19 protein-coding genes (1 of these 19 running past the window's edge) are annotated in these 20,382 nt (G+C 62.2%); 12 read left to right on the forward strand and 7 right to left on the reverse strand.

The genetic code is table 11. From position 1 onward, the window contains the following. Positions 1-1,260, forward strand: partial view of a heavy metal translocating P-type ATPase gene (locus DDIC_RS09955; protein WP_136400293.1) — the 3' portion only. 726 nt of this gene lie to the left of the window's left edge; only the last 1,260 of its 1,986 coding nucleotides appear in the window; the start codon falls outside the window, past its left edge; its stop codon occupies positions 1,258-1,260. 88 nt (positions 1,261-1,348) lie between these two features. Here DDIC_RS09955 and DDIC_RS09960 read toward each other — a convergent pair whose 3' ends face one another. From DDIC_RS09960 to moaA, 4 genes are all read right to left on the reverse strand, one after another. Beyond that, positions 1,349-1,726 carry an ACT domain-containing protein gene (locus DDIC_RS09960; protein ID WP_136400294.1) on the reverse strand — a complete coding sequence of 126 codons (378 nt, stop codon included), beginning with the start codon at positions 1,724-1,726 and terminating at the stop codon, positions 1,349-1,351. Between the two features lie 60 nt (positions 1,727-1,786). Beyond that, complete coding sequence (gene ruvB, locus DDIC_RS09965) at positions 1,787-2,791, reverse strand: Holliday junction branch migration DNA helicase RuvB (RefSeq protein WP_136400295.1); 1,005 nt, start codon at positions 2,789-2,791, stop codon at positions 1,787-1,789. Continuing rightward, positions 2,791-3,402, reverse strand: a complete 612-nt coding sequence (ruvA, locus tag DDIC_RS09970; RefSeq protein WP_136400296.1) for a Holliday junction branch migration protein RuvA — start codon at positions 3,400-3,402, stop codon at positions 2,791-2,793. The genes ruvB and ruvA overlap by 1 nt, the downstream gene beginning before the upstream one ends. Positions 3,403-3,574: 172 nt before the next feature. After that, positions 3,575-4,654 (reverse strand): GTP 3',8-cyclase MoaA, encoded by a 1,080-nt coding sequence (gene moaA / locus DDIC_RS09975; protein WP_136400297.1) that lies wholly within the window; start codon positions 4,652-4,654, stop codon positions 3,575-3,577. On the opposite strand from moaA, the gene DDIC_RS09980 reads away from it, so the two are divergent. Further along, positions 4,653-4,931, forward strand: a complete 279-nt coding sequence (locus DDIC_RS09980) for a DUF5334 family protein (protein ID WP_136400298.1) — start codon at positions 4,653-4,655, stop codon at positions 4,929-4,931. The two genes, moaA and DDIC_RS09980, sit on opposite strands and share 2 nt — an antisense overlap. Positions 4,932-5,034: 103 nt before the next feature. On the opposite strand, the gene DDIC_RS09985 is transcribed toward DDIC_RS09980, so the two are convergent. Continuing rightward, positions 5,035-5,541, reverse strand: a complete 507-nt coding sequence (locus DDIC_RS09985) for a hypothetical protein (protein ID WP_136401096.1) — start codon at positions 5,539-5,541, stop codon at positions 5,035-5,037. Positions 5,542-5,997: 456 nt separating this feature from the next. Here DDIC_RS09985 and DDIC_RS09990 point away from each other — a divergent pair, with 456 nt between their 5' ends. The 5 genes from DDIC_RS09990 (at position 5,998) to DDIC_RS10010 (ending at position 10,813) form a co-directional block, all read left to right on the forward strand. Further along, positions 5,998-6,372 (forward strand): hypothetical protein, encoded by a 375-nt coding sequence (locus DDIC_RS09990; RefSeq protein ID WP_136400299.1) that lies wholly within the window; start codon positions 5,998-6,000, stop codon positions 6,370-6,372. An 8-nt stretch (positions 6,373-6,380) separates the two neighbouring features. After that, on the forward strand, positions 6,381-7,736 hold the full coding sequence (gene miaB / locus DDIC_RS09995) for a tRNA (N6-isopentenyl adenosine(37)-C2)-methylthiotransferase MiaB (RefSeq protein WP_136400300.1): 1,356 nt from the start codon (positions 6,381-6,383) through the stop codon (positions 7,734-7,736). Continuing rightward, entirely contained in the window at positions 7,730-8,344 is a 615-nt protein-coding gene (locus tag DDIC_RS10000) for a bifunctional nuclease family protein (RefSeq protein ID WP_136400301.1), read from the forward strand. The genes miaB and DDIC_RS10000 overlap by 7 nt, the downstream gene beginning before the upstream one ends. A 309-nt stretch (positions 8,345-8,653) precedes the next feature. Next, positions 8,654-9,052: a hypothetical protein gene (locus DDIC_RS10005; protein ID WP_136400302.1), complete on the forward strand. Its 399-nt coding sequence runs from the start codon at positions 8,654-8,656 to the stop codon at positions 9,050-9,052. A gap of 222 nt (positions 9,053-9,274) precedes the next feature. Continuing rightward, positions 9,275-10,813, forward strand: coding sequence for a response regulator (locus DDIC_RS10010; protein ID WP_136400303.1), 1,539 nt, complete (start codon positions 9,275-9,277; stop codon positions 10,811-10,813). A 160-nt stretch (positions 10,814-10,973) separates the two neighbouring features. Here DDIC_RS10010 and DDIC_RS10015 read toward each other — a convergent pair whose 3' ends face one another. Together DDIC_RS10015 and DDIC_RS10020 are read right to left on the reverse strand one after the other, a co-directional pair. Next, entirely contained in the window at positions 10,974-12,380 is a 1,407-nt protein-coding gene (locus DDIC_RS10015; RefSeq protein ID WP_136400304.1) for an MATE family efflux transporter, read from the reverse strand. A gap of 143 nt (positions 12,381-12,523) precedes the next feature. Then, entirely contained in the window at positions 12,524-13,369 is an 846-nt protein-coding gene (locus DDIC_RS10020) for a 1,4-dihydroxy-6-naphthoate synthase (RefSeq protein ID WP_136400305.1), read from the reverse strand. Positions 13,370-13,453: 84 nt separating this feature from the next. Between DDIC_RS10020 and mqnE the strand changes: the two genes are divergently transcribed. The 5 genes from mqnE to DDIC_RS10045 all read left to right on the forward strand — a co-directional run bounded on the left by mqnE (position 13,454) and on the right by DDIC_RS10045 (position 20,369). Then, a complete protein-coding gene (gene mqnE / locus DDIC_RS10025; RefSeq protein ID WP_136400306.1) occupies positions 13,454-14,593 on the forward strand; it encodes an aminofutalosine synthase MqnE in 1,140 nt (379 codons plus the stop codon). A gap of 74 nt (positions 14,594-14,667) precedes the next feature. Next, entirely contained in the window at positions 14,668-15,720 is a 1,053-nt protein-coding gene (mqnC, locus tag DDIC_RS10030) for a cyclic dehypoxanthinyl futalosine synthase (protein WP_136401097.1), read from the forward strand. A gap of 149 nt (positions 15,721-15,869) precedes the next feature. Next, positions 15,870-16,685, forward strand: coding sequence for a menaquinone biosynthetic enzyme MqnA/MqnD family protein (locus DDIC_RS10035; RefSeq protein ID WP_136401098.1), 816 nt, complete (start codon positions 15,870-15,872; stop codon positions 16,683-16,685). 311 nt (positions 16,686-16,996) lie between these two features. Continuing rightward, complete coding sequence (locus DDIC_RS10040) at positions 16,997-18,544, forward strand: SLC13 family permease (protein ID WP_136400307.1); 1,548 nt, start codon at positions 16,997-16,999, stop codon at positions 18,542-18,544. A gap of 52 nt (positions 18,545-18,596) precedes the next feature. Next, positions 18,597-20,369 (forward strand): adenylyl-sulfate reductase subunit alpha, encoded by a 1,773-nt coding sequence (locus DDIC_RS10045; protein WP_136400308.1) that lies wholly within the window; start codon positions 18,597-18,599, stop codon positions 20,367-20,369. Positions 20,370-20,382 lie beyond the last annotated feature (13 nt).

The following is a 20,382-nucleotide window of genomic DNA, read 5'->3' on the forward strand; positions in this document are numbered from 1 at the left end:
GTTACCGCCGCTTTTGAAGAATCGTCCATTGCCCGTATTCTTGAGATGGTCGAAAACGCCGTGGCGCGCAAGGCCCCTACCGAGCGTTTTATTACGCGCATGGCCCGCTGGTACACGCCAGCCGTCACCGGCATTGCCTTGCTGGTGGCGGTGCTGCCGCCGCTGTTCGGGCTTGGGCCCTTCTCTCAGTGGATTTACCGTGCGCTGGTGCTGCTGGTCATATCCTGCCCGTGCGCCCTGCTTATCTCCATCCCGCTCGGGTATTTTGGCGGCATCGGCGCGGCTTCGCGGCGGGGCATCCTTATCAAGGGCGGAGCGGTGCTCGACAGCCTGCGCGACATCCGCGTGGCGGCGCTGGACAAAACAGGAACCCTCACTGAAGGCGTGTTTGAAGTAAACGAGGTGCTGCCCGCCCCAGGCATCGCGCCCGATGACCTGCTTGCCGCCGCAGCCCTGGCAGAGAGCCGCTCCAACCATCCCATTGCCCGCTCGGTGCTGCGGGCGGCGCAGAGCCGGGGCCTGACCACCGACGACGCAACGCTTACCGGCATGCAAGAACTGCCCGGCATGGGCGTAATTGCGGGCACCGACGCCGGCGAGTTGCTGGCGGGCAATGCCGCCCTGCTTGCAAGCAGAGGCATCGCGCCCATGGATGTAAACCTGCCCGGCAGCGTGGTGTACGTTGCCCGAGGCGGCACACTGCTGGGCGCACTGGTGGTGGCGGACCGCATCAAGCCGCAATCGCCCGAGGCCATACAGGGCTTGCGCCGCCTTGGCGTGCAGCGCATCGCCATGCTCACGGGCGACAGAGAGGAGCAGGCCCGCCCAGTGGCCCAGCAGCTTGGGCTGGACACCCTGCGGGCAGGTCTGCTGCCCGAGGACAAAGCCGGAGCCCTCGAAGCCCTTGGTCCGGTAAAGAACACCATATTTGTGGGCGACGGCATCAACGACGCCCCAGTGCTGGCAACAGCCGGGGTGGGCGTGGCCATGGGCGGCCTGGGCGCGGAGGCGGCCATTGAAACTGCCGACGTGGTCATTCTGGACGACAACCCCGCGCGCCTGCCGGAGCTTTTGCGCATAGCGCGGCGCACGCGGGCTATTGTGTGGCAAAATATCGTTATGGCGCTGGGCATCAAGGGGCTGTTCATGGCCCTGGGCATCGTGGGGCTTTCCGGCCTGTGGGAAGCCGTGTTTGCCGATGTGGGCGTGGCGCTTATGGCCGTGCTCAACGCGGCCCGCGCTGGCAAGGTAGACAGCTGAACCTGCAGCGGGGGAAGGAGCCGTTACGCTCCTCCCCCCGCTGCAAAAAAACTTCGGCGTTCTGCTGCCGCCGCGTCAGCCGACCCGCTTACCGAGCCGCGCCTTCAATCATATACCCGCTCTCCTCCAGGGCCTCGAGCGCTGGAGCGAGATTCTCCGCCTTTATCAATATATAGTCCGTATCAAAGGTTGAGACGGCAAACAGGCTGATGCCCGCCCGCGCAAGCGCCGTGGACAAGCCCGCCATAACGCCGGTGAGCCCAAAATCCATACGCCCCGCCACACGCAGGGCACGCCAGCCGTCCTCGCGGGCGAGGGTGGCGTGGGGGACATCGGCCGTCAGGCAGACCACAGAAATTTCGGCATCGGTCTTGCCCACAAACAGCCAGGGCACATTAAAATTGACGGCGCGCAGGTTTTCCACCTTGCAGACGCTGAATTTTCCCTCAATGACCTGCAGCAGCATGCTCCCTCCCCTTTTCAGTTTGTGCAGTGGGCCAACTAACTGGCCTGAGAGAGCATACACCTAAGAAAGCAGCATTTTCAAGTGCCTGTAGGCCAGAGGGGTTGCCATGCGGCCCCGTGGCGTGCGTTTTAAAAAGCCGCACTGGATGAGGAATGGCTCATAAATATCTTCAATGGTGCGCACTTCTTCCGAGCAGGCCACCGCAAGGGTTTTGATGCCAACCGGGCCGCCGTCGTAGTGTTTTATAAGCACTTCAAGCAGTTTGCGGTCCATCTGGTCAAGCCCCAGCTCGTCCACGTCCATGCGTTTGAGCGCCGCCGAGGCCTGCTCGCCCGTTACCATGCCGTCGCCGTGAACCAGCGCAAAGTCGCGCACGCGGCGCAGCAGCCGGTTGGCGATGCGGGGCGTGCCGCGCGAACGTCGGCCAATCTCCACCGCGCCGTCGGTTGTCACCTCTACGCCCAAAATCCTCGCAGTGCGCTGCACTACCCGCGCCAGATCGCCGGGCGTATAGTATTCGAGCCGCGCCACAATGCCAAAACGGTCGCGCAATGGCGAAGAAATCAGCCCCATGCGCGTGGTTGCCCCCACAAGGGTAAACGGCTCAAGGTCGATTTTTACCGTACGCGCCGCTGGCCCCTGCCCGATTACCAGATCGAGCTTGAAGTCTTCCATGGCGGGGTACAGCACTTCTTCCACGGCAATGGGCATGCGGTGTATTTCATCCACAAAAAGGATGTCGTGCCGGTTGAGATTGGTGAGGATGGCGGCAAGGTCGCCGCTGCGTTCGAGCACCGGCCCCGAGGTGCAGACCAGATTGACGCCCAGCTCGGAGGCCATGATCTGCGCCAGCGTGGTTTTGCCCAGGCCGGGGTTGCCGTAAAAAAGCGTATGATCCAGCGCCTTGCCGCGCTCGCGCGCGGCCCCAAGGTACACGCGCAGGTTGGCGCGCAGCTCGTCCTGCCCGATAAAGTCGTCGAGACTGCGGGGGCGCACGCTTTCATCAATGCCCGTCGCGCCTTCAGCAGCGCACTGGTCGGGACACTGGCTGGTAAAATCCGACATCAGGCCTTACCTCTGGCGAGCGCCTTGAGGGCAGCCCGCAGTGCGCCGGTAACGTCAAGATCCGGCTCTTCGTGCAGCAGTTTTTTGACCAGCGGCGCGCACTCGTCCGGCTCGTAGCCAAGGTTGCCGAGCCCGTCCAGCACATCGCGAAACACCGAGCCGGGGCGCACCCCCGAGCTCAGCACCGCAGCCTGCGGCACATCCTCGACCTTAAGCTTGTACTTGAGTTCCAAAAAGACATGCTCGGCGGTTTTTTTGCCAATGCCCGAAACACGGGTGAGGGCCAGCACGTCGTCCTCAAGCACCACGCGGCGCAGATCCTCGGGCCGGAATATGGAAAGGATGCCCAAAGCAGTACGGGCGCCGACCTTGGAGATGGAAACCAGCACCTCAAAGGTCTGCCGTTCTTCAAAGGTGGCAAAACCAAACAGCTCCAGCGCGTCTTCGCGAACGGAAAGGCTTGTGTACAGCACCAGGGGTTCCCCCCTGCCGGGCAGGGCGGCCAGAGTATGGGCGGGCAGGGCCACTTCGTACCCCACGCCGCCCTGGGTAACCACAAGGCAGGCATTGCCCCATATTTCGGCCAGGCGGCCTTCAAGATAGGCGATCATGGATTCCTTGCAAAAGTAGAGGTTGCGACCGCCAGAGCATAGACTGAAAGACGGCGCGTTTCAAATGGCGTTTGCCAGGCGCGGAACAGCAGAATCTCGGTTCACAGAGCGCCTGCGTACCGGGGCACAGCAATATCCGGCATCCCGACTGGCGGTGCCCATGTCGGTGCGGCTAACCGCCAATGCCCACCATGTGCTTGTCGGCCACGGCCTCGCCCTTTTTACGGGCTTTGAGCAGATCAGCGCCTATGGGCTTGTCCGCGCAGGCCAGCCGCACCACGCGGGCCAGCTGCCCGTCGTCAAAGTGCGGGCTGCGCAGTATGCCGCGCAGGTGATACTCCCTGTCGTCAAACAGGCAGGTGCGCAGGTTGCCGTCGCTGGTGAGCCGCAGCCGGTTGCACGTGCCGCAAAAATGGCAGGAGACGGCAGTGATAAATCCCAGACGCCCCTTGCCGCCGCGCACGGCAAACATCCTGGCCGGGCCAGCCTCGGCGCTGTCGTCCTGCACAGGGTCAAGCTGCACCCGGCGCTCGGCCTCGGCTCGGATGTCCCCAGCGGCCCAGAATGTTTCCGGCCCCCACAGCGTGCCGCTGCCCATGGGCATAAATTCGATAAACCGCAGATCAATGGGCATGGTGCGCACGGCGTGCACAAAATCGTCCATCTGCCCGTCGTTGACGCCGCGCATGGCCACAGCGTTGATTTTTACGCGAATGCCCGCCCGCAGCAGGCCGTCCAGCGAGTCCAGCACCGCTGGCAGCATATCGCGCCCGGTGACCTTGGCAAAGGTATCGCGGTCAAAACTGTCCAGCGAGAGATTAACAGCGCTTACGCCCACCGAGCGCAGCATGGGGATGTGCGGTCCGAGCAGGGTTCCGTTGGTGGTAAGACGCAGGTCAAGGGAGGGATAGTGCGCGTGCAGCTGGTGCAAAAGTTCGTCGCACCCCTTGCGGGCAAAGGGTTCGCCGCCGGTCAGCCGCAGCTTTGTCACGCCCAGCGAGGCCATCATGCCCACCAGACGCACCATTTCTTCATACCGCAGCACCTTGGGATGGGGTATGAATTTTTGGTTTATATCACTGCGGCAATAGGCGCAGCGCAGGTTGCAGCGGTCTGTTACCGAAAGCCGCAGATACCGCACCACGCGGCCATGCCCGTCGCAGAGCTGACCAGCCCGCGCGGATGGCTGCTGCTGGCCGTTTGGGGTCGCGCAGTTGCCAAGATGGGCAAATGGATTTACACATGCTTGCATGAAACACCTGCTATTCGCCACAGCCCTGCTGGGCTGTCTTTGCATGACCATACCCGCTCTGGCCTGGGACGGCTTTGACGCCGACTCGGCCGACCTTGTCGAAGTTATCCCCGACCGCGTCCCCACCAAGGGCGACACGGTGGATGTACGCAACTACGACAAGGACGCCACGGAAACCTGTCTGGTCGAGTCGGTGGCGCGCAATGCCCGTACCGTTGAGCTGGTGGTGCGCACGCCTGCCGGAGTTGCCCGCACCCTGGTGATGGAAGGCCGCTAGCGGCTGTTGACCAAAAGCATCGGTCAGGCCCCCCGGCGCGCCATTATGCGGCGGCCTGCGCATACGCGCGCACGGCGCTTCGGCATGGCCGCCGCCTGGGCAATCAGTTTTCTTTATTTTCCGCCTCATAGCCCGGCAAAAGAATGCTTGGGCTCTCGGCCTGTCCTTGTCCCTTGGGGCATTGGGACTGCAAATGGCATATTTCGCAGCCGCCCTTGAAGGGGTAATGCGTCACCACTGCGTAGCGACGGGTCAGCGTGCCAAAAGCTTCGCGGTATTCGATGCCCAGCGAGGCAAGGGCCTCGCGCAGGGTTTCGGTGGGGCGCGGCGAGGGCGCACAGCCAGCGTCTTCCACCTGCGGCAGGGCATCCTGCACGGCGGCCATGCACATAAACTGGGCAAGGTTGTTAATCATAAAACCGTCAGAGGCTGACTTGCCCCACGCTTCGTCCACGTAATTTTCCACGTCTTCCGGCAGCCATACGGCCAGATACGAAATTTTGCCCGTAACAATTTCGCACACGTTCAGCTGCGGCAGCCATTCGCCCCACAGGCCCACGAGGCGCTCAAGTATGGCCCCGCCAAGGCGCGTCTCCTTGCTCATGGACATAAAGGCTTCAAGATCAAAGTAGGGCTGCACTTCATGCCGCCGGATTTCATACGGTTTGCTGCTTGCCTCGCTCACGTGTTCTCCTTGGGTGCTCATTGCCTGATTTGCCCGCGCGCTGCAGCGCCTGGCCGTGCTTATGAGCCGCAGCAGATATTCTATCCATGCAATGGGCATCGTCAAGAGCATGTTTGCCGCTGCAAGGCTGTTGCACGCGCGTCAGAGCCGGGCTGCCGCAGCATTTTGCGCTCCGCCGCGCTTTTTTGAATCCTTTTTTTGCCGTGTTTGCCACGGTCTGTCCGGCCCGGAGCATTGCCGTGTCCGCGGGGGGGCGGTTTGCCGCCTTTACTTGGCAGGGGCTCTTTTTTATCATATGCAATTGCCGCACAATTGATGTCGTTGCAACCGGGGCCTCAGCCTGCGGCCAAGCCCCTGATACCACCACCACAAGGATGCCGCATGAACAAGCCCAGTGACCACCCCGCAAAGATCCGCTATAAATATCAGATGGATGAAAGCGCGAGACTGCAGACAGCCCACGGCGTTTGGGGCGGTATAAACCCTCAGGGCGAAATTGAAATGAATTTTTATCACGAAAGTGACGCCTTGCCCGCTTTTTCGGAGCAGCTGGTGGCCCCCGACGGTTCCATCGGGCACGAGATGACCCCCGGCGAGCCGGACGTGCGCGAAGTGAACCGCTGCATACACAGCCGCATACTGCTCAACTACCACACGGCCCGCGCCGTGCTCGACTGGCTTGAAGACCGCGTGGCCGCTCTTGAAGAAGAAGGCGCGCCCGGCATGTACGATGCAGACCTGGACATAGAGCAGTAACAACAATCATGATCGAAAAAACGTACCATATCATCACTTTTGGCTGTCAGATGAACGTGCACGACTCCCACTGGCTGGGACGTGCCCTGAGTGCGCGCGGTTTTTTTGAAGCGCCGCTCGAAGACGCGCAGGTGGTGGTGGTCAATACCTGTTCGGTACGCGAAAAGCCGGAACAGAAAGTCATGAGCGCGCTTGGCCGCATCCGCCAGCTCTCGGGCGGCAACCCCGCCGTGCTCGTGTGCGTGGCTGGCTGCGTGGCCCAGCAGCTTGGCGAGAGCCTGTTTGAAAAAGAAAGCCAGGTGCGCCTTGTGGCGGGCAGCGACGGCATAGGCAATGCCCCGCAGGCTATTGAACGCCTGCTGGAAAACCCCGCCCAGCGCCTTTCGCTGCTGGACTTTACCAGCCAGTATGTGGAGCGCGAGGCCACCACCGAGCCTGGCGTGGTCAACGGGGCCGTGGCCTACGCCAACATCATGCAGGGCTGCGACAACTTTTGCGCCTACTGCATCGTGCCCTTTACACGGGGCCGCCAAAAATCACGCGGCAGCGCGGCTATTATAGATGAATGCAAGGCTCTGCTCGACAACGGCGCGCGGGAGATCACCCTGCTGGGGCAAAACGTCAACGCCTTCGGGCAGGACAAAAGCGGCGACGGCACAAGCTTTGCCGCCCTGCTGCGCAAAGTGGCCGCCCTGCCGGGCCTTGAACGGCTGCGCTATGTAACGCCGCACCCCAAGGATATGGGGCCGGAAGACATAGCCGCCTTTGCCGAGCTGCCCCAGCTGTGCCCGCGCCTGCACCTGCCCATGCAGGCTGGGTCTGACGCCGTTCTGGCCCGCATGAAGCGCCGGTACGACAGCGCGGCCTTTCTTGATCTGGTGGAGCGTCTGCGCAAGGCGCGGCCCGACCTGGCGCTTTCCACCGACCTTATCGTGGGCTTTCCCGGCGAGAGCGAGCAGGATTTTCAGGATACGCTGCGCATGATGCGCGCCAGCAATTTTATGTCCAGTTTTTCCTTTTGCTATTCCGACAGGCCGGGCACGCGGGCCTCGCTGTTTCTCGACAAAATCCCCGCTGAGGTGGCGCAAGACAGACTGCTGCGCCTGCAGGCCCTGCAGGACGAGCTGGGGGCGAACTGGCTGCGGCACAGGGTCGGCGACGAGACCACGCTGCTGATCGAAAACCCCAGCCCCAAGGAAAGCCAAGGGCCGGAGCCCAGCTGGCAGGGGCGCGACCCCTACGGGGCTCCCGTGCATGTGGAGCTGCCGCCTCTGGCCGACCACACGGGGCGCATGGTGCGGGTGCGCATCAGCCAGGCAAAAAAACACAGCCTCATGGCCCAAAGACTGGGGGAACCATGGTAGAAATGCGCGTTTTCGGCCTTACCATCGACCCTCAGAGCAAAACACCCATCGTGGTGTTGCGCGAGGCGAGCGGCGATGCGGTGCTGCCCCTGTGGGTGGGAGCCATGGAGGCCATGGCCATTTCACTGGTGCTCAACAACGAAAGCCTGCCCCGCCCCCTGACGCACGACCTTTTTCTTATGACGCTCAAGGCCTTTAAGGCCGAACTGCGGCGGGTGGAGATCAACGACCTGCGCGAGGGCACGTACTATGCGGTTCTGGTGCTCTCCGGCCCTGACGGCAGAACCCGCATAGACTGCCGCCCCTCTGACGCCATCGCCCTCGCCATGCGCGCCGCCGCGCCCATTCTGGTGGAGGAGGAAGTACTGCGCCTTTCGGCGGAAGAACAGCAAAAAATCGAGCAGGGCAAGGCGGTTGAGGTGAGCACGCCCGTGCCAGATGCCGCCACGGACATGGTGCGCCGCGCCGGGGCCCGCAAAGAGGCCGACATGCTGGGCGGGGCACTGCTGCGCCACGGGGAGCTGCCAGCGTCGCTTTCGGCAGATGAAGAAACCCGATATCGCGAGATGCTGCGCTCCCTTGACCCTGTTTCGCGTCGCAAGATGTAATTATCGTATCTTACTGATATTATTAAAACAGCTTGTACAAGACCGCATCCACGGGGCGGTGACGCGATGTCTCGCGTCCGGGCTGTCAATATGGCCTGAAGCGTCTCGCAGCCGCCATTTTTATGCCTGCGCATCATGGTCGGGGCGTCCTGCCCCCCCCGCAGGTCTAAAAAAAATCTAAAAAATTATTCCCGCTTCAACGGTCTAAAAATACGGATAAAAATTTTCACCCCGCGCCAATGGCGGATTCCAGCCCCCTAAAGATATACTGCCGGGCTCCGATATAGAGCAGCAATAGGGAAGTAAACCATGCTGCACTATCGCCTTTTTAAAGAAATCAACGATCTCTTCGCCTCTGGCCGGGACGAACAGGCTCGCCGGCTGCTCATGGAACTGCAGTCGCGCAGCATAGCCCTGCACGACGAACTTCATCTCCTGCAGACCCGCCTTAAAACCATGGAAGAAGCCATGAGGCTTTCGTGCAACCTGTTCAGACGCAGCGGTTTGTACTGGCTCAAGGCGCAGGAAGTTGACCTTGGGCCCTTCTGCCCGCGCTGCTACGACCACGAGGGAGGGCTCATCCGCCTTGAACGGAGCGACGGCGAGCTCCACTGCCCCTACTGCCACACGGTCATCACCTGCCCGCCCCCATTTGAAGAGGAAGCGGCCCCCAGTCCCCGCGCCCACATCATCCCCTTTGCCAATTAGCCCGCAGCGAATACGGCTCTGCAACCGCTGCAATGCATGCATGAACTGAGCATGCTTTTTTTGCATCCGCCTTTAGTCCGCCCGCTGTAACCTTGATTTCATAAATTTAGCGGTGCAGTTTTCTTGCGCAAGCCTCGCGCTGAGGGTATAGTATTTTTACGGAAGGCCCAGCCCGCCTCTTCCAGAGCGGGCGTTCAACAGGTCTCTCTGGCAAGGACAAGCATGACCCGCCAACGGCAGATCCATGTTCTTCTTCTCAGCGAAAGCGAATCTATGGCCGCTCTCGACAGGCGCGCCCTGCGCGATGTTGGAGCCGACCGCATAGAGTGCCTTACCTCCGGCGTTGCGGCGGCCCGCATGCTGGCCGGTCTTGACGAACTTCCCCCGGCTTTTCGGCCCGATGTGGCCGTGTGCTCGCAGCGCCTCTCCGACATGGACGGCGAGCAGCTTTGCGCCATCCTGCGCCTGCACCCCCTGCTGCTGGATATGCCGGTTCTGCTTATTCTCCCGCACGACAGCGAGGTCGAACAGCTCAGAACCCTCGGCTGCGGGGCAAGCGCCCTGCTTGCGCGGCCCTACTCCATCGATCAGCTCAAGGCGCATCTTGATTTTTTGGTGGGCTCGCGCCCCACGCTCGACGACCTGGACAAAGCCGGGCAGATGACCAGCACCAAGGCCTTTGACGATGCCCTGGCCACATACGGCATCCTGCTCAAACCCGTCCGCCAGCCTGAAGACTACTTTCGCGTGGGCATGCAGTGCCTTGAACAGCGCAAGTGGAACAGCGCCATCAACGCCTTTCAACGGGCCATGCGCGGGGCGCTCATCCAGGGCAAGGCCGAGCTTGGCATGGCCGCAGCCTGGAAGGGCAAGGGCGACATGGCCCGCTACCGGCATTATCTGTCGCTGGCCGCAGCCACCTTTGTACGCGCCCGGCAGTGGAACAGGGCACGGGCCGTGTATGGCCGCATGCTCCAGGAAGACCCCAACGCCCGCAGTCCGTTTTTGTCCGAGGCCCTGCAGCAGATGCGCCAGGGCAACTACGACTATGCGGCTGGCATTCTTGCCCAGGGCTACGAAATTACGCCCCGTCAGCAGATTACAGAGCGCATGGCCCAGATGTGCCTTGCCGCCGACACCTCCGACGACCTGCTCAAGAGTATGGAGGCCTGCCTTGAGCAGGCTCTTGGCGAGGATGCCCGCGGCCTGAGCGCTGAAATCCGCTCCACGCTCGAAGCCATGGCGCAGGAGGCCGAGGCCAAAAAAATTGAAGAAGCGTCAGAACGCCAGTGGCGGGCCGGCAGAAACGCACGGGCGCGTGAAGAAGCGGAAACCGCGGCTGACGAGGCCGACGATTCGCTCTCCCAGCTGGCCCCGGCCGCGCAGGCTGCCCATGGAGCGGCCCGCGCCCCGCGGGCGGGCGCGCGTGCCCGAGGCCCCGTGGGCATTGCGCTGGCGGAAGATGAATACCAGGACGCGCCTGCGCAGCAGGGGTCTGCGGCCCGGTCGGGCGCCATGCGTGCGGGGCAGGGGGCTACAGCCCCCGTCATCTCCCTGTGGGGCGAGAACGACAGCACCGCTGGCGCGTCGCAGCCCCCCCAGCAGGAGCCGACCGCAGAGTCGCCCTCGCAGCCCCAGACAGGCACGCCCATACCTCCGCTGCTGGACCCCCTGGCTCGCGGCAAAAGCACGGGAACAAGCAGCCTCAACGACATGCTCTCTGTCGTCAAATTTACCTGGAAGCAGGCTTTCCGCAAATAACGCGGACGGCATTGCGGCAACAGCCGCAGCAAATATACGGCACAAGTCCGCGTAGCTGCGGGCAAACGCGTTGGGGCCTGTCTTGCGGCAAGGATTTGGATGTTAATCCTTGCCGCAAGACAGGCCCCAGCTGTTTAAGCAGATAAAAAGGCACTACGGCCTAGCGCTTGACCCTCTGCAGCATGTCTTCTGGCGCAAGCCCGTGCAGCTGCCGCACACGCAGCAGATAGCACGCCGCCCCAAATCCCAGCGCCACAATGTAGGCCACCCAAAAACCCGCCGCGCCCATGGCGGGGGTGAGCAGGTTTGTCCTTGCCAGGGCAAAGCCCAGAGGCAGGCCGATGATCCAGTAGGCCGCAAAACAGATAACCGAGATAATCCGCGTGTCGTTGTGCCCGCGCAGAACGCCGATGCCCGTCACCTGCAGCCCGTCCACAATCTGGTAGGCTGCCTGGTACAGCAAGAGCTGCGCCGCCAGCGCGGCAACAGCCGCGTCTTCCGTATATATGGCCACAATGCCCTTGCGGCACAGCACAGTAAGCGTGGCGATAAGCAGGGCAAAAATCACGCTCAGGGTCAGGGCCGTGCGGGCCACGAGCTTGGCGCGTTCGCACTGCAGCGCGCCAAGGCAGCGCCCCACGCGTATGGTGGCCGTCATGCTGATGGACAGCGGCACCATAAACACCAGTGAACCAAAGTTGAGGGCTATCTGGTGCCCGGCCACCATCACTGTTCCCAGCGGGGCCAGTAAAATGGCGCTGAGGGCAAAGAGCGACACCTCAAAAAACAGGGCCAGGGCCCCCGGCAGGCCGATGCGCAGCACGCGCAGCACCAGCGCGCCGTCAAACCGGGGCTCGCTTGCGCTCACGCCACGGAACAAGGGCGCAAACAGCGGGCCCAGATGCCTGTACTGCGGGTCGCGACGCAAATAGTACAGCATGCAAAGTCCCATAAACCAAAAGCTGATGGCCGAGGCCACGCCGCAGCCCACGCCGCCCAGCTCGGGCATGCCCAGCTTGCCGTAGATGAATATGTAATTGCAGGGCACGTTTACCAGCAGGCCCAGCAAACCGATGATCATGGCCGGGCGGGTACGGGCAAAGCCCTCAAGAAAACTGCGCAGGTTCACAAAAAACAGAAAGCCCGGCAAACCCCAGAGCATGGCCCGCAAAAAGCCGCCGGAGATCCGCGCCAGCTCCGGCTCAAGACCAAAGGCGTCCATGTGCAGCGACATGACGTAAAAAAACGACATGAGCACAATGCTCATACCCAGTGTAAGCCACAGGCCCTGCCGCAGCAGGTGCGCCGCGCGGTCGGGACGCCCGGAGCCGACCAGCTGGGCGCTCAGCGGCGAGAGCGCCAGCAGACAGCCAATGCCAAGCAGGGCCACGGGCATCCACACGCTGCCGCCCACGGCGACCGCCGCCATGTGCTCCGCGCTGTACTGCCCGGCAAAAGCCGTGTCGGCAAAGGTCATGCCCGTCTGTGAAATCTGGGCTATGAAGATGGGCAGACCCACCGAATAAAACCGGCGGGCCTCGGAAAAGGAAAAATATTTTTCAAACATAAGGTTCTCACAGGTGATCCATGGCGCGGCCAGGGGGCAGTGCCAGAGCAGCCCGGAAAGTCCGGGGTAAGACGAGTTTCGTCCGCGCCGCAACGCGCGAAACATGGGGGCTTGGGGTTGAGGCGGGCGTATGCCCTTGCGGGCTAACGCAAAAACAGGCCTTCCGGCGGCAGGCTTTTGCCCATAAGCTCCGCAGCGCGGCCCACCAGGGTCTGGATGGCCGCACGGCCTGCCAGGCCAAGGTCAAGGCTGAAATCCGTCACAAAGGTCTTGATGTGCGCGCTGGTCACGCTCTCTTCCATCTCCTGCGCATGCGCGCGGATAAATTCGCGCGAGTCTTCCGGGTGCGCGTTGGCATAGGCCAGGCTGGCGGTAATGGTGTTCTGCACGCGGCGGGCAAGCGCCACCGGCAGATCGCGCCGCACGGCAATGGCCCCCAGCGGCAGCGGCAGCGCAAATTCGCCCTCCCACCACTGGCCCAGATCAAGCAGTTTTACCAGCCCCTGCCGGGCGTAGGTAAAGCGCCCCTCGTGGATGATCAGCCCAAGATCCGCCTCGCCGCTGGCCACGGCGGGCATGATGTCGCTGAACAGCATCTCTTTGCGCGGCCCCTGAAAGCCCCCGTGCAGGGTCAGCAGCAGGTTGGCCGTGGTCAGCAGACCGGGCACGGCCACAGTGGCGTTGCGCCAGTCTTCGGGCTTGAGGTTTTTGCGCGCAACCACAAGGGGGCCGCAGCCCCAGCCCAATGCCGCACCAGAGGACAACAGGGCATAATCCTGCATGATTTCGGTGGTTGCGCCAAGCGACATCTTGGTTACATCCAGGCCTTTTTGCCGGGCAAGGTTGTTCAGTTCTTCCACATCGGCCATATGCGGCGTGATGGAAGCGGGGACAGGCACAAGCCCGTGCAGCATGGCGTGAAATATATAGGTGTCGTTGGGACAGGGCGAAAGGCCAAAAGACAGGTTTTGCGGCTGCAAGGCAGACATTTTTTCCTCACATTGACAGCGTGCGGCGGGGGGGCTTAATCTGCGAGCGGCATTTTGCCCCCAATCCATGCACAGGATTCAGATATGCTAGACGCAACATACTACGCCGCCCTGGGCCTTTCGTCTATCCGCGAAAAGGTGCTCGCCGGGGAGCGGCTTTCGCCCGAAGATGGGCTTACTTTGTTCAATTGCCCGGACATTACCGCCGTGGGCGCGCTGGCGTTGCATGTGCGCTGCCGCCTGCACGGGCACAAGGCTTTTTATGTGGTCAACCGCCAGATCAACTACACCAACGTGTGCGTCAACGGTTGCACCTTTTGCGCCTTCAGGCGCGATGCGGAGGACGAACCCGGCGCGTTTGTCCTGAGCCTGGACGACGTGCTGGCCCGGCTGCGGGCCGCCGACGCAACCCCCCTGCATCTGGACGAGCTGCACATTGTGGGCGGCTGCCACCCCACCCGGCCCCTGGCCTGGTTTGAAGAGATGATCCGCGCGGTGCGGGCCTTCAACTCCAACCTGCCGGTCAAAGCCTTTACGGCTGTGGAGATAGAGCACTTTGCCCGCCTTGAAGGCATCAGCACCCTTGAGGTGCTCAAGCGCCTGCAAAACGCCGGTCTTGTCATGATGCCCGGCGGCGGCGCCGAAATTTTTGACGAAACGCTGCGCCCGCAGATATGCCCCCACAAGGCCGATGCAAAAGCCTGGCTGCGCATCCAGGGCGAGGCCCACAGCCTCGGCATCGCCACCAACTGCACCATGCTGTTTGGGCATATCGAATCGTACGAGCACCGCATCGACCACCTCTGCCGCCTGCGCGAACAGCAGGACAAGAGCGGCGGCTTTACCTGTTTTATTCCGCTGCCCTTCCTCACCGAGCACAGCCGCCTCAAGCTGCCCGAAGACAAGGTCGGCCCCCAGCGCGGGCTGGACCAGCTGCGCACGGTGGCGGTGTCGCGACTGATGCTCGACAATATTCCCCACCTCAAGGCCTACTGGATCATGATGGCCCCCAAGCTGGCCCCCGTTGCCCTGTGGTACGGCGCGGACGACCTGGACGGCACCATCACCGAGGAGCGCATCGGCCACATGGCGGGCGCGCAGTCCGCCCAGGGCATGACCATTGAGGAGCTGGAGCACCTCATACGCGAATCGGGCTTTACCCCGGTGCGGCGCAACGCCACCTTCAATACCCTGAACGACGAATCCCCGGAGGCGCGCCAGTGAGTACGTTTTTTACCGCGCACAGTCCCTTTGACGAACAGGGAGCGGACTATGCCGACGTGCGTCAGGCCGCAGCCATGGCCGCCAGCGGCCAGCGCCTCGATCGCGCCGCCGCCGAGGCCCTGTACTACAAGGCCAGCCTGCACACCCTGGCCCAGCTGGCCCACGCCATGCGCCTGCGCATGCATCCCGAGCCTGTTGTCACCTATGTGGGCGACCGCAACATCAACTATTCCAACGTCTGCGTCTGCGCCTGCCGCTTCTGCGCCTTTTTTCGCGCACCCGACCAGGAAGGCGGCTACGTCATCAGCCGTGACGAGATGGCGCAGAAAATCGACGAAACCCTGGCCCTCGGCGGCACGCAGGTACTGCTGCAGGGCGGACACCACCCCGATCTGCCGCTGGAGTGGTACGAAGACCTGCTGCGCTGGATGCACGCCACATGGCCGCAGTTGCACATCCACGCCTTTTCGCCGCCCGAGGTTTTCTTCTGGTCGGAGAAGTTCGGCCTTTCCGTGCACGAGGTGCTGCGCCGCCTGAAAGAAGCGGGCCTGCAATCCCTGCCCGGCGGCGGGGCGGAGATTCTGCACACGGGAGTACGCGCCCAGGTGTCGCCCAACAAGTGCACTGCCGAGCAGTGGCTGGGCGTTATGGAAGAAGCCCACAAGCTGGGGCTGCGCACCACGGCCACCATGATGTTTGGTCATGAGGAAGAACCCGCCCACCGGCTTGATCACCTTTTTGCCGTGCGCGAGGTGCAGGACCGCACCCACGGCTTTACGGCCTTTATTCCCTGGACGTTCCAGCCCGCGCACACGCGCATCAACGTAGACCCGCTGCCCGCGCCCGCCTATCTGCGCCTGCTGGCCGTGTCGCGCCTGGTGCTCGACAACATCGCCAACATCCAGGCCTCGTGGGTAACCATGGGCCCGCAGGTGGCCCAGCTGGCCCTGTTCTACGGAGCCAACGACTTTGGCTCGCTGATGATTGAAGAAAACGTGGTGGCCGCAGCGGGGGTTTCCTTCCGCATGAACCGCAGCGACATCCACAAGGTCATACGCACGGCGGGCTTTACCCCTGTGCAGCGCACCATGGATTACACGCCTGTATCTCCCCAACCGGAAGTATAAGGCCGCCGCACAGATGCCGGGCGTTTCCGGGGGCACGCCCCCGGAAACGCTTTTTTTGACATACATTCAAACTTCGTCCATCGGCATTGCCCCTGGCAAAAGGTGACCGTCCCGTGACCACGCAAGATAAAAATCCCCCCGTATTGCGCATGGGCCGTATTGGCTACCTCAACGTACTCCCCATCTATCATCCGCTCGAAGCGGGCATCCTGCCCCACGATTACGAGCTGGTTTCCGGCCCGCCCGCTCTGCTCAACACCATGATGGCGCGCGGCGAGCTGCATGTTTCGTCCTGCTCGTGCTTTGAATACGCCAGCCGCCCAGAACGCTACCAGCTGGTGGAGGACCTCTCCATCGGCTCGCGCGGGCCGGTCATGAGCGTGCTGCTGCTCTCGCGCGTGCCTTTTGAGCAACTCGAGGGGCAGGAGATTCTTATCAGCGGCGAGACCCACACCTCGGTCGCCCTGCTGCGCCTGATCATGCGCGACCAGTTCAAGCTCAACGTCAGCTATTCCACCGGGCAGGTAACTCCCGCCCTGCGCGGCAAAAATCCGCCGGTGGCCTTTCTGGCCATTGGCGACGAGGCCCTGCGCCTGCGCAACCACCCCGATTATCCCTATCGGCTTGATCTGGCCGAGGCCTGGCGCGACTGGACGGGCCTGCCCTTTATCTTTGGCCTGTGGGTGGTCAGCCGCGCGGCGGCAGAGGCCAACCTGTTTACCAGCGACCCCGGCGCACTGTTGCGGCAGGGGCGCGACTGGGGCCTTGAACACATGGACGTGATTCTCGACCTCACAGCCCACGGCTGCCCCCTGTCGCGCGACGAGCTGGCCTTTTACTACAGCAAGGGCCTTGTTTACACTCTGGGCGATGAAGAACAGCAGGGGCTGATGCTCTTTTACCAAAAGCTGGCCGACGCGGGCATGATCCCCAAGGCCCCGCCTCTGGAATTTTTCCGCATGTAGCTTTGCCAAAAAAAATTGCCCCCCCCACGGGGCATTTTTTTGTGCGCTCTGGCGGTAAAATGCCCGGCATTTGGCGACAGCGTCGGATGCCGCAGCGCATTGCCGTGATTTATTCATACCAATTCAATATGTTATAGCGCAGCAAATGCCCTGCGCCGCCCCGACTGCACACCGCCTTGAAGCCGCAACGCATACTGCCAGGCCAAGAAATTTTTTCGCAATTATCAGCCAGCAAATGGAACGCAAGGTCAATCTGCCCTAAGTTCGGTATCCACGCGCGTACCGAACACATCTTACCGTGGGGTAGGTCTATGACTCAGGTTTCTGTTGCCGCAAGGCAATCTTTTTGGGGTTATCTTTGTGAAAATATTCGTAATACAGGGAAAAACCCCCTGCGCGTCCTTACAGGATTCGTCCTTGCGTGGGTTGCCTTCTTTTTGCTGTGGGGGGTGATCCCCCCGTTTACCGGGCTTACGCACAACGGCATGGCAGTGCTGGGCATTGTGGTATGGGCCAGCATCATGTGGGTCAGCGAGGCCATGCCCGCCGGTATAACCGGCATTTCCATTCCCACCATGCTGCTGATCACCCAGGCCCTGCCCTGGACCAACGGCAAGCCGCCCATGGCGATTATTTTTGCCGGGTTTACCGACCACGTCCTCTGGCTGTGCCTGTTTGCCTTTATGGTGGCGGCGGTAATGCAGCTCATCGGCCTTGACCGCCGCATTGCGCTGGGCATCCTGGCCCGCTTCAAGGCGTCCTCGGCATGCCGGGTTGTCTGGGGCATGTTTTTTGTCAACATCGTGCTGGGTTTTCTGGTTCCGGCGGCCAACGCCCGCGCCGCCACCCTGCTGCCCGTGGTGCAGGGCATCTGCAACCTGCTGGGCGACTCGCCCGAAGAACGCGCCGCCAAAAAAGCCATCGTCATCCAGTCGCTGGTTTACGGCTCCATGATCTGCGGCATGTTCATCATGACTGCCCACCTGCCCAACATGATCCTGGTGGGCATTTTTGAAAAAAACGGCTTCACCAACATCAACTTTCTCAACTGGATGCTCCTGCAATTTCCTTACCTTGGCATGTTTGTGCTGACCAACTGGTGGACGCGCTACTACTTTAACACCAGCTGCATTTCCATTGCTGGCGGCGCGGCCACGCTTGAAAACCGCTATGCGGAAATGGGCCCCATGACCACGCCCGAAAAAGTGCTGCTGGGCATCTTTCTGCTGGTCGGGTTCATGTTTGTGACCGGCAAGGGCAGTTTTATCTATGAGCTGCACCGCCAGCCTCTGGGCGTTATCGGCCTTGTGGGCATGATGGTGCTGTTTGCGCCGGGCGTAATGCCCTGCACGTGGAAGGCCGTACAGCAAAAAACCATCTGGGGAACCTTTTTGCTGCTGGGCGGCGCCATGACCATGACCACGGCCATGACGCAGGCCGGCGTGGCGCAGTGGCTTGCCGACCACATCCACGCCTGGGTCGTGGGCATGAACTGGTGGCAGACGCTGCTGACCATGATGGTGGGCACGCACATCATCCGCCTTGGCATGCTCTCCAACGTGGCGGCCGTGGCCATGCTGGCCCCCGTGGTCTTTGCCATGGCTCCCAGGCTTGGGCTGCATCCCGTGGCCTTTACCATGCTGGTGTGCGACACCGACACATTTGCCTACCTGCTGCCCACGCAGATCACCGCCGCCGTCATCGCCCACAGCACAGAGACCTTTTCTACCGCCGACTACGCCAAAGTGGGCTCGGTAGCCGTGCTCATCGCCATTGCCTACGGCGTATGCATCATGGCCCCCTGGTATGCCCTGCTGGGCATGCCCGTGTGGAACCCCGCCGCGCCCTGGCCTTTTTAAACAAAACGTTACCTTGCCCTAACAGCCCCAACCTTTTGCCCAAGAGGACATTATGGCACGTATAAAAACAACCCATGCGGTCGATTTTCGGCCAACCAGCCTGAACGACATTGAAACCATCGAGGTAAGCGCCGACCTGCTGATCATCGGCGGCGGCAACGCGGGCTGCTTTGTGGCGACCGAGGCCGCCCGCCTCAACCCCGGAGCCAAGATCGTCATTGTCGAAAAGGCCGACATCATGCGCTCCGGCGCGTGTTCCGCCGGTATGGACGCCATCAACACCTATATTCCGCCGGACAAGACGCCCGAAGACCTGGTGCGCTGGAGCCGCTCGCAGGTGGGCGGCGGCCCCCTGCGCGAAGACCTGGCCCTTTCCAATGCCCGCGAGCTCAACGAATGCGTGGAAGATCTGGAACGCTGGGGCCTGCCCATCCTCAAGGATGCGCAGGGCAATGTGCGCTACCGCGGCAAATGGGATATCTCCATCCACGGCGAGCAGCTCAAACCCATCATGGCGGAAAAAGCCCTTGCGACAGGCGCGGACGTATACAACCGCGTGGCCGCCACGGGCCTGCTGGTAACCGATGGCCGCTGCACCGGGGCCATGGGCTTTGGCGTGCGCGACGGCAAGTTCTACGTGTTCCGCGCGCGGGCCACGGTGGTGAGCACCGGCGGCGCAGGCACGCTGTACAAGTCCTACACGGCCGACTCCACCGACAGCGGTTCGCAAATCTGGATGTGCCCCTACTGCGTCGGCTCCGGCTACGCCATGGGCCTGCGGCAGGGCGCGGAGCTCACCAGCCTTGAGCAGCGCTGGGTCGCCACGCGCACCAAGGATTTTTGCGGCCCTGTGGACACCATCTCCGTGGGCTACGGCGCGCCCATCATCAACTCGCTGGGCGAGCGCGTCATGAGCCGCTACGCGAGCCTGGGCGGCGATGCGGCACCCCGCTACATCCGCGCCAACGCTCCCATGGAAGAATGGCTGTCCGGTCGCGGCCCCTGCTTTTGCGACACCACCCACATGTCGCCCGAAAAAACCAAGGCCATGATGGAAGATTACCTTAACGAACGTCCTTCCTTCGTGCTTTTTCTCGCCAGCCGAGGGCAGAATCCCTCCAGAGAACCCATCGAGATTTTCGGGTCCGACCCCTACATCATGGGCGGGCACACCGGCGGCGGCTACTGGGTGGACATGGAACGCATGACCACCCTGCCCGGCCTGTTTGCGGCGGGTGAAACAGCGGGCGGCAACCCCAACAAATTTGTGGGCGGCTGCTGCGCCGAGGGCAAGCTGGCCGCGCGCGGGGCCCTGGCATACATGACCGTGGCCCATGCGCCGGAGCACGACGCCAACCAGATCGAGCAGGAAAAGGCGCGCATATACGCCCCGCTGCTCTCGCGCGACGAGGAAGGCGTGAGCCCGTTGGAAATGAAGGAACGCCTGCAACGTCTCATGGACGAATACGCTGGGGGTTCCAGCCAGTTTTACCGCGCCAACGAGCAGCAGCTCGATTACGCCCTCAGGCACATCAAGATACTGCAAAGCCAGTTTCAGTACCTGCGCGCCAACGATCTGCACGACCTCATGCAGGCCAACGAAACCATGGACCGCGTGGATGTGGCCGAATCAGTGGTGCACCACCTCAAGGCCCGCAAGGAGACCCGCTGGGCTGGCTGGCAGACCCGCTCGGACTACCCGCAACGCGACGACGAAAACTTTGACTGCTTTGTGGAATCGCGCCGCGACCCCGCCACGGGAGAAATGACAACCTTTACCCGTCCCTACGAGCAGCTGCTGCCCGGCGACAGGTACAAGCCCTAAGTCAGGAGAACAA

It is taken from the genome of Desulfovibrio desulfuricans (genome assembly GCF_004801255.1).
GTDB lineage: Bacteria > Desulfobacterota > Desulfovibrionia > Desulfovibrionales > Desulfovibrionaceae > Desulfovibrio > Desulfovibrio desulfuricans_C.

Excerpts from the sequence above, each read along its gene's own strand:
- DDIC_RS09960 (WP_136400294.1), bottom strand. The coding sequence starts at position 1,726 with ATGCTGCTGCAGGTCATTGAGGGAAAATTCAGCGTCTGCAAGGTGGAA.
- ruvB (WP_136400295.1), bottom strand. The coding sequence starts at position 2,791 with ATGTCGGATTTTACCAGCCAGTGTCCCGACCAGTGCGCTGCTGAAGGC.
- ruvA (WP_136400296.1), bottom strand. The coding sequence starts at position 3,402 with ATGATCGCCTATCTTGAAGGCCGCCTGGCCGAAATATGGGGCAATGCC.
- DDIC_RS09980 (WP_136400298.1), top strand. The coding sequence starts at position 4,653 with ATGAAACACCTGCTATTCGCCACAGCCCTGCTGGGCTGTCTTTGCATG.
- moaA (WP_136400297.1), bottom strand. The coding sequence starts at position 4,654 with ATGCAAGCATGTGTAAATCCATTTGCCCATCTTGGCAACTGCGCGACC.
- DDIC_RS09985 (WP_136401096.1), bottom strand. The coding sequence starts at position 5,541 with ATGTCCATGAGCAAGGAGACGCGCCTTGGCGGGGCCATACTTGAGCGC.
- DDIC_RS09990 (WP_136400299.1), top strand. The coding sequence starts at position 5,998 with ATGAACAAGCCCAGTGACCACCCCGCAAAGATCCGCTATAAATATCAG.
- miaB (WP_136400300.1), top strand. The coding sequence starts at position 6,381 with ATGATCGAAAAAACGTACCATATCATCACTTTTGGCTGTCAGATGAAC.
- DDIC_RS10000 (WP_136400301.1), top strand. The coding sequence starts at position 7,730 with ATGGTAGAAATGCGCGTTTTCGGCCTTACCATCGACCCTCAGAGCAAA.
- DDIC_RS10005 (WP_136400302.1), top strand. The coding sequence starts at position 8,654 with ATGCTGCACTATCGCCTTTTTAAAGAAATCAACGATCTCTTCGCCTCT.
- DDIC_RS10010 (WP_136400303.1), top strand. The coding sequence starts at position 9,275 with ATGACCCGCCAACGGCAGATCCATGTTCTTCTTCTCAGCGAAAGCGAA.
- DDIC_RS10015 (WP_136400304.1), bottom strand. The coding sequence starts at position 12,380 with ATGTTTGAAAAATATTTTTCCTTTTCCGAGGCCCGCCGGTTTTATTCG.
- DDIC_RS10020 (WP_136400305.1), bottom strand. The coding sequence starts at position 13,369 with ATGTCTGCCTTGCAGCCGCAAAACCTGTCTTTTGGCCTTTCGCCCTGT.
- mqnE (WP_136400306.1), top strand. The coding sequence starts at position 13,454 with ATGCTAGACGCAACATACTACGCCGCCCTGGGCCTTTCGTCTATCCGC.
- mqnC (WP_136401097.1), top strand. The coding sequence starts at position 14,668 with ATGGCCGCCAGCGGCCAGCGCCTCGATCGCGCCGCCGCCGAGGCCCTG.
- DDIC_RS10035 (WP_136401098.1), top strand. The coding sequence starts at position 15,870 with ATGGGCCGTATTGGCTACCTCAACGTACTCCCCATCTATCATCCGCTC.
- DDIC_RS10040 (WP_136400307.1), top strand. The coding sequence starts at position 16,997 with ATGACTCAGGTTTCTGTTGCCGCAAGGCAATCTTTTTGGGGTTATCTT.
- DDIC_RS10045 (WP_136400308.1), top strand. The coding sequence starts at position 18,597 with ATGGCACGTATAAAAACAACCCATGCGGTCGATTTTCGGCCAACCAGC.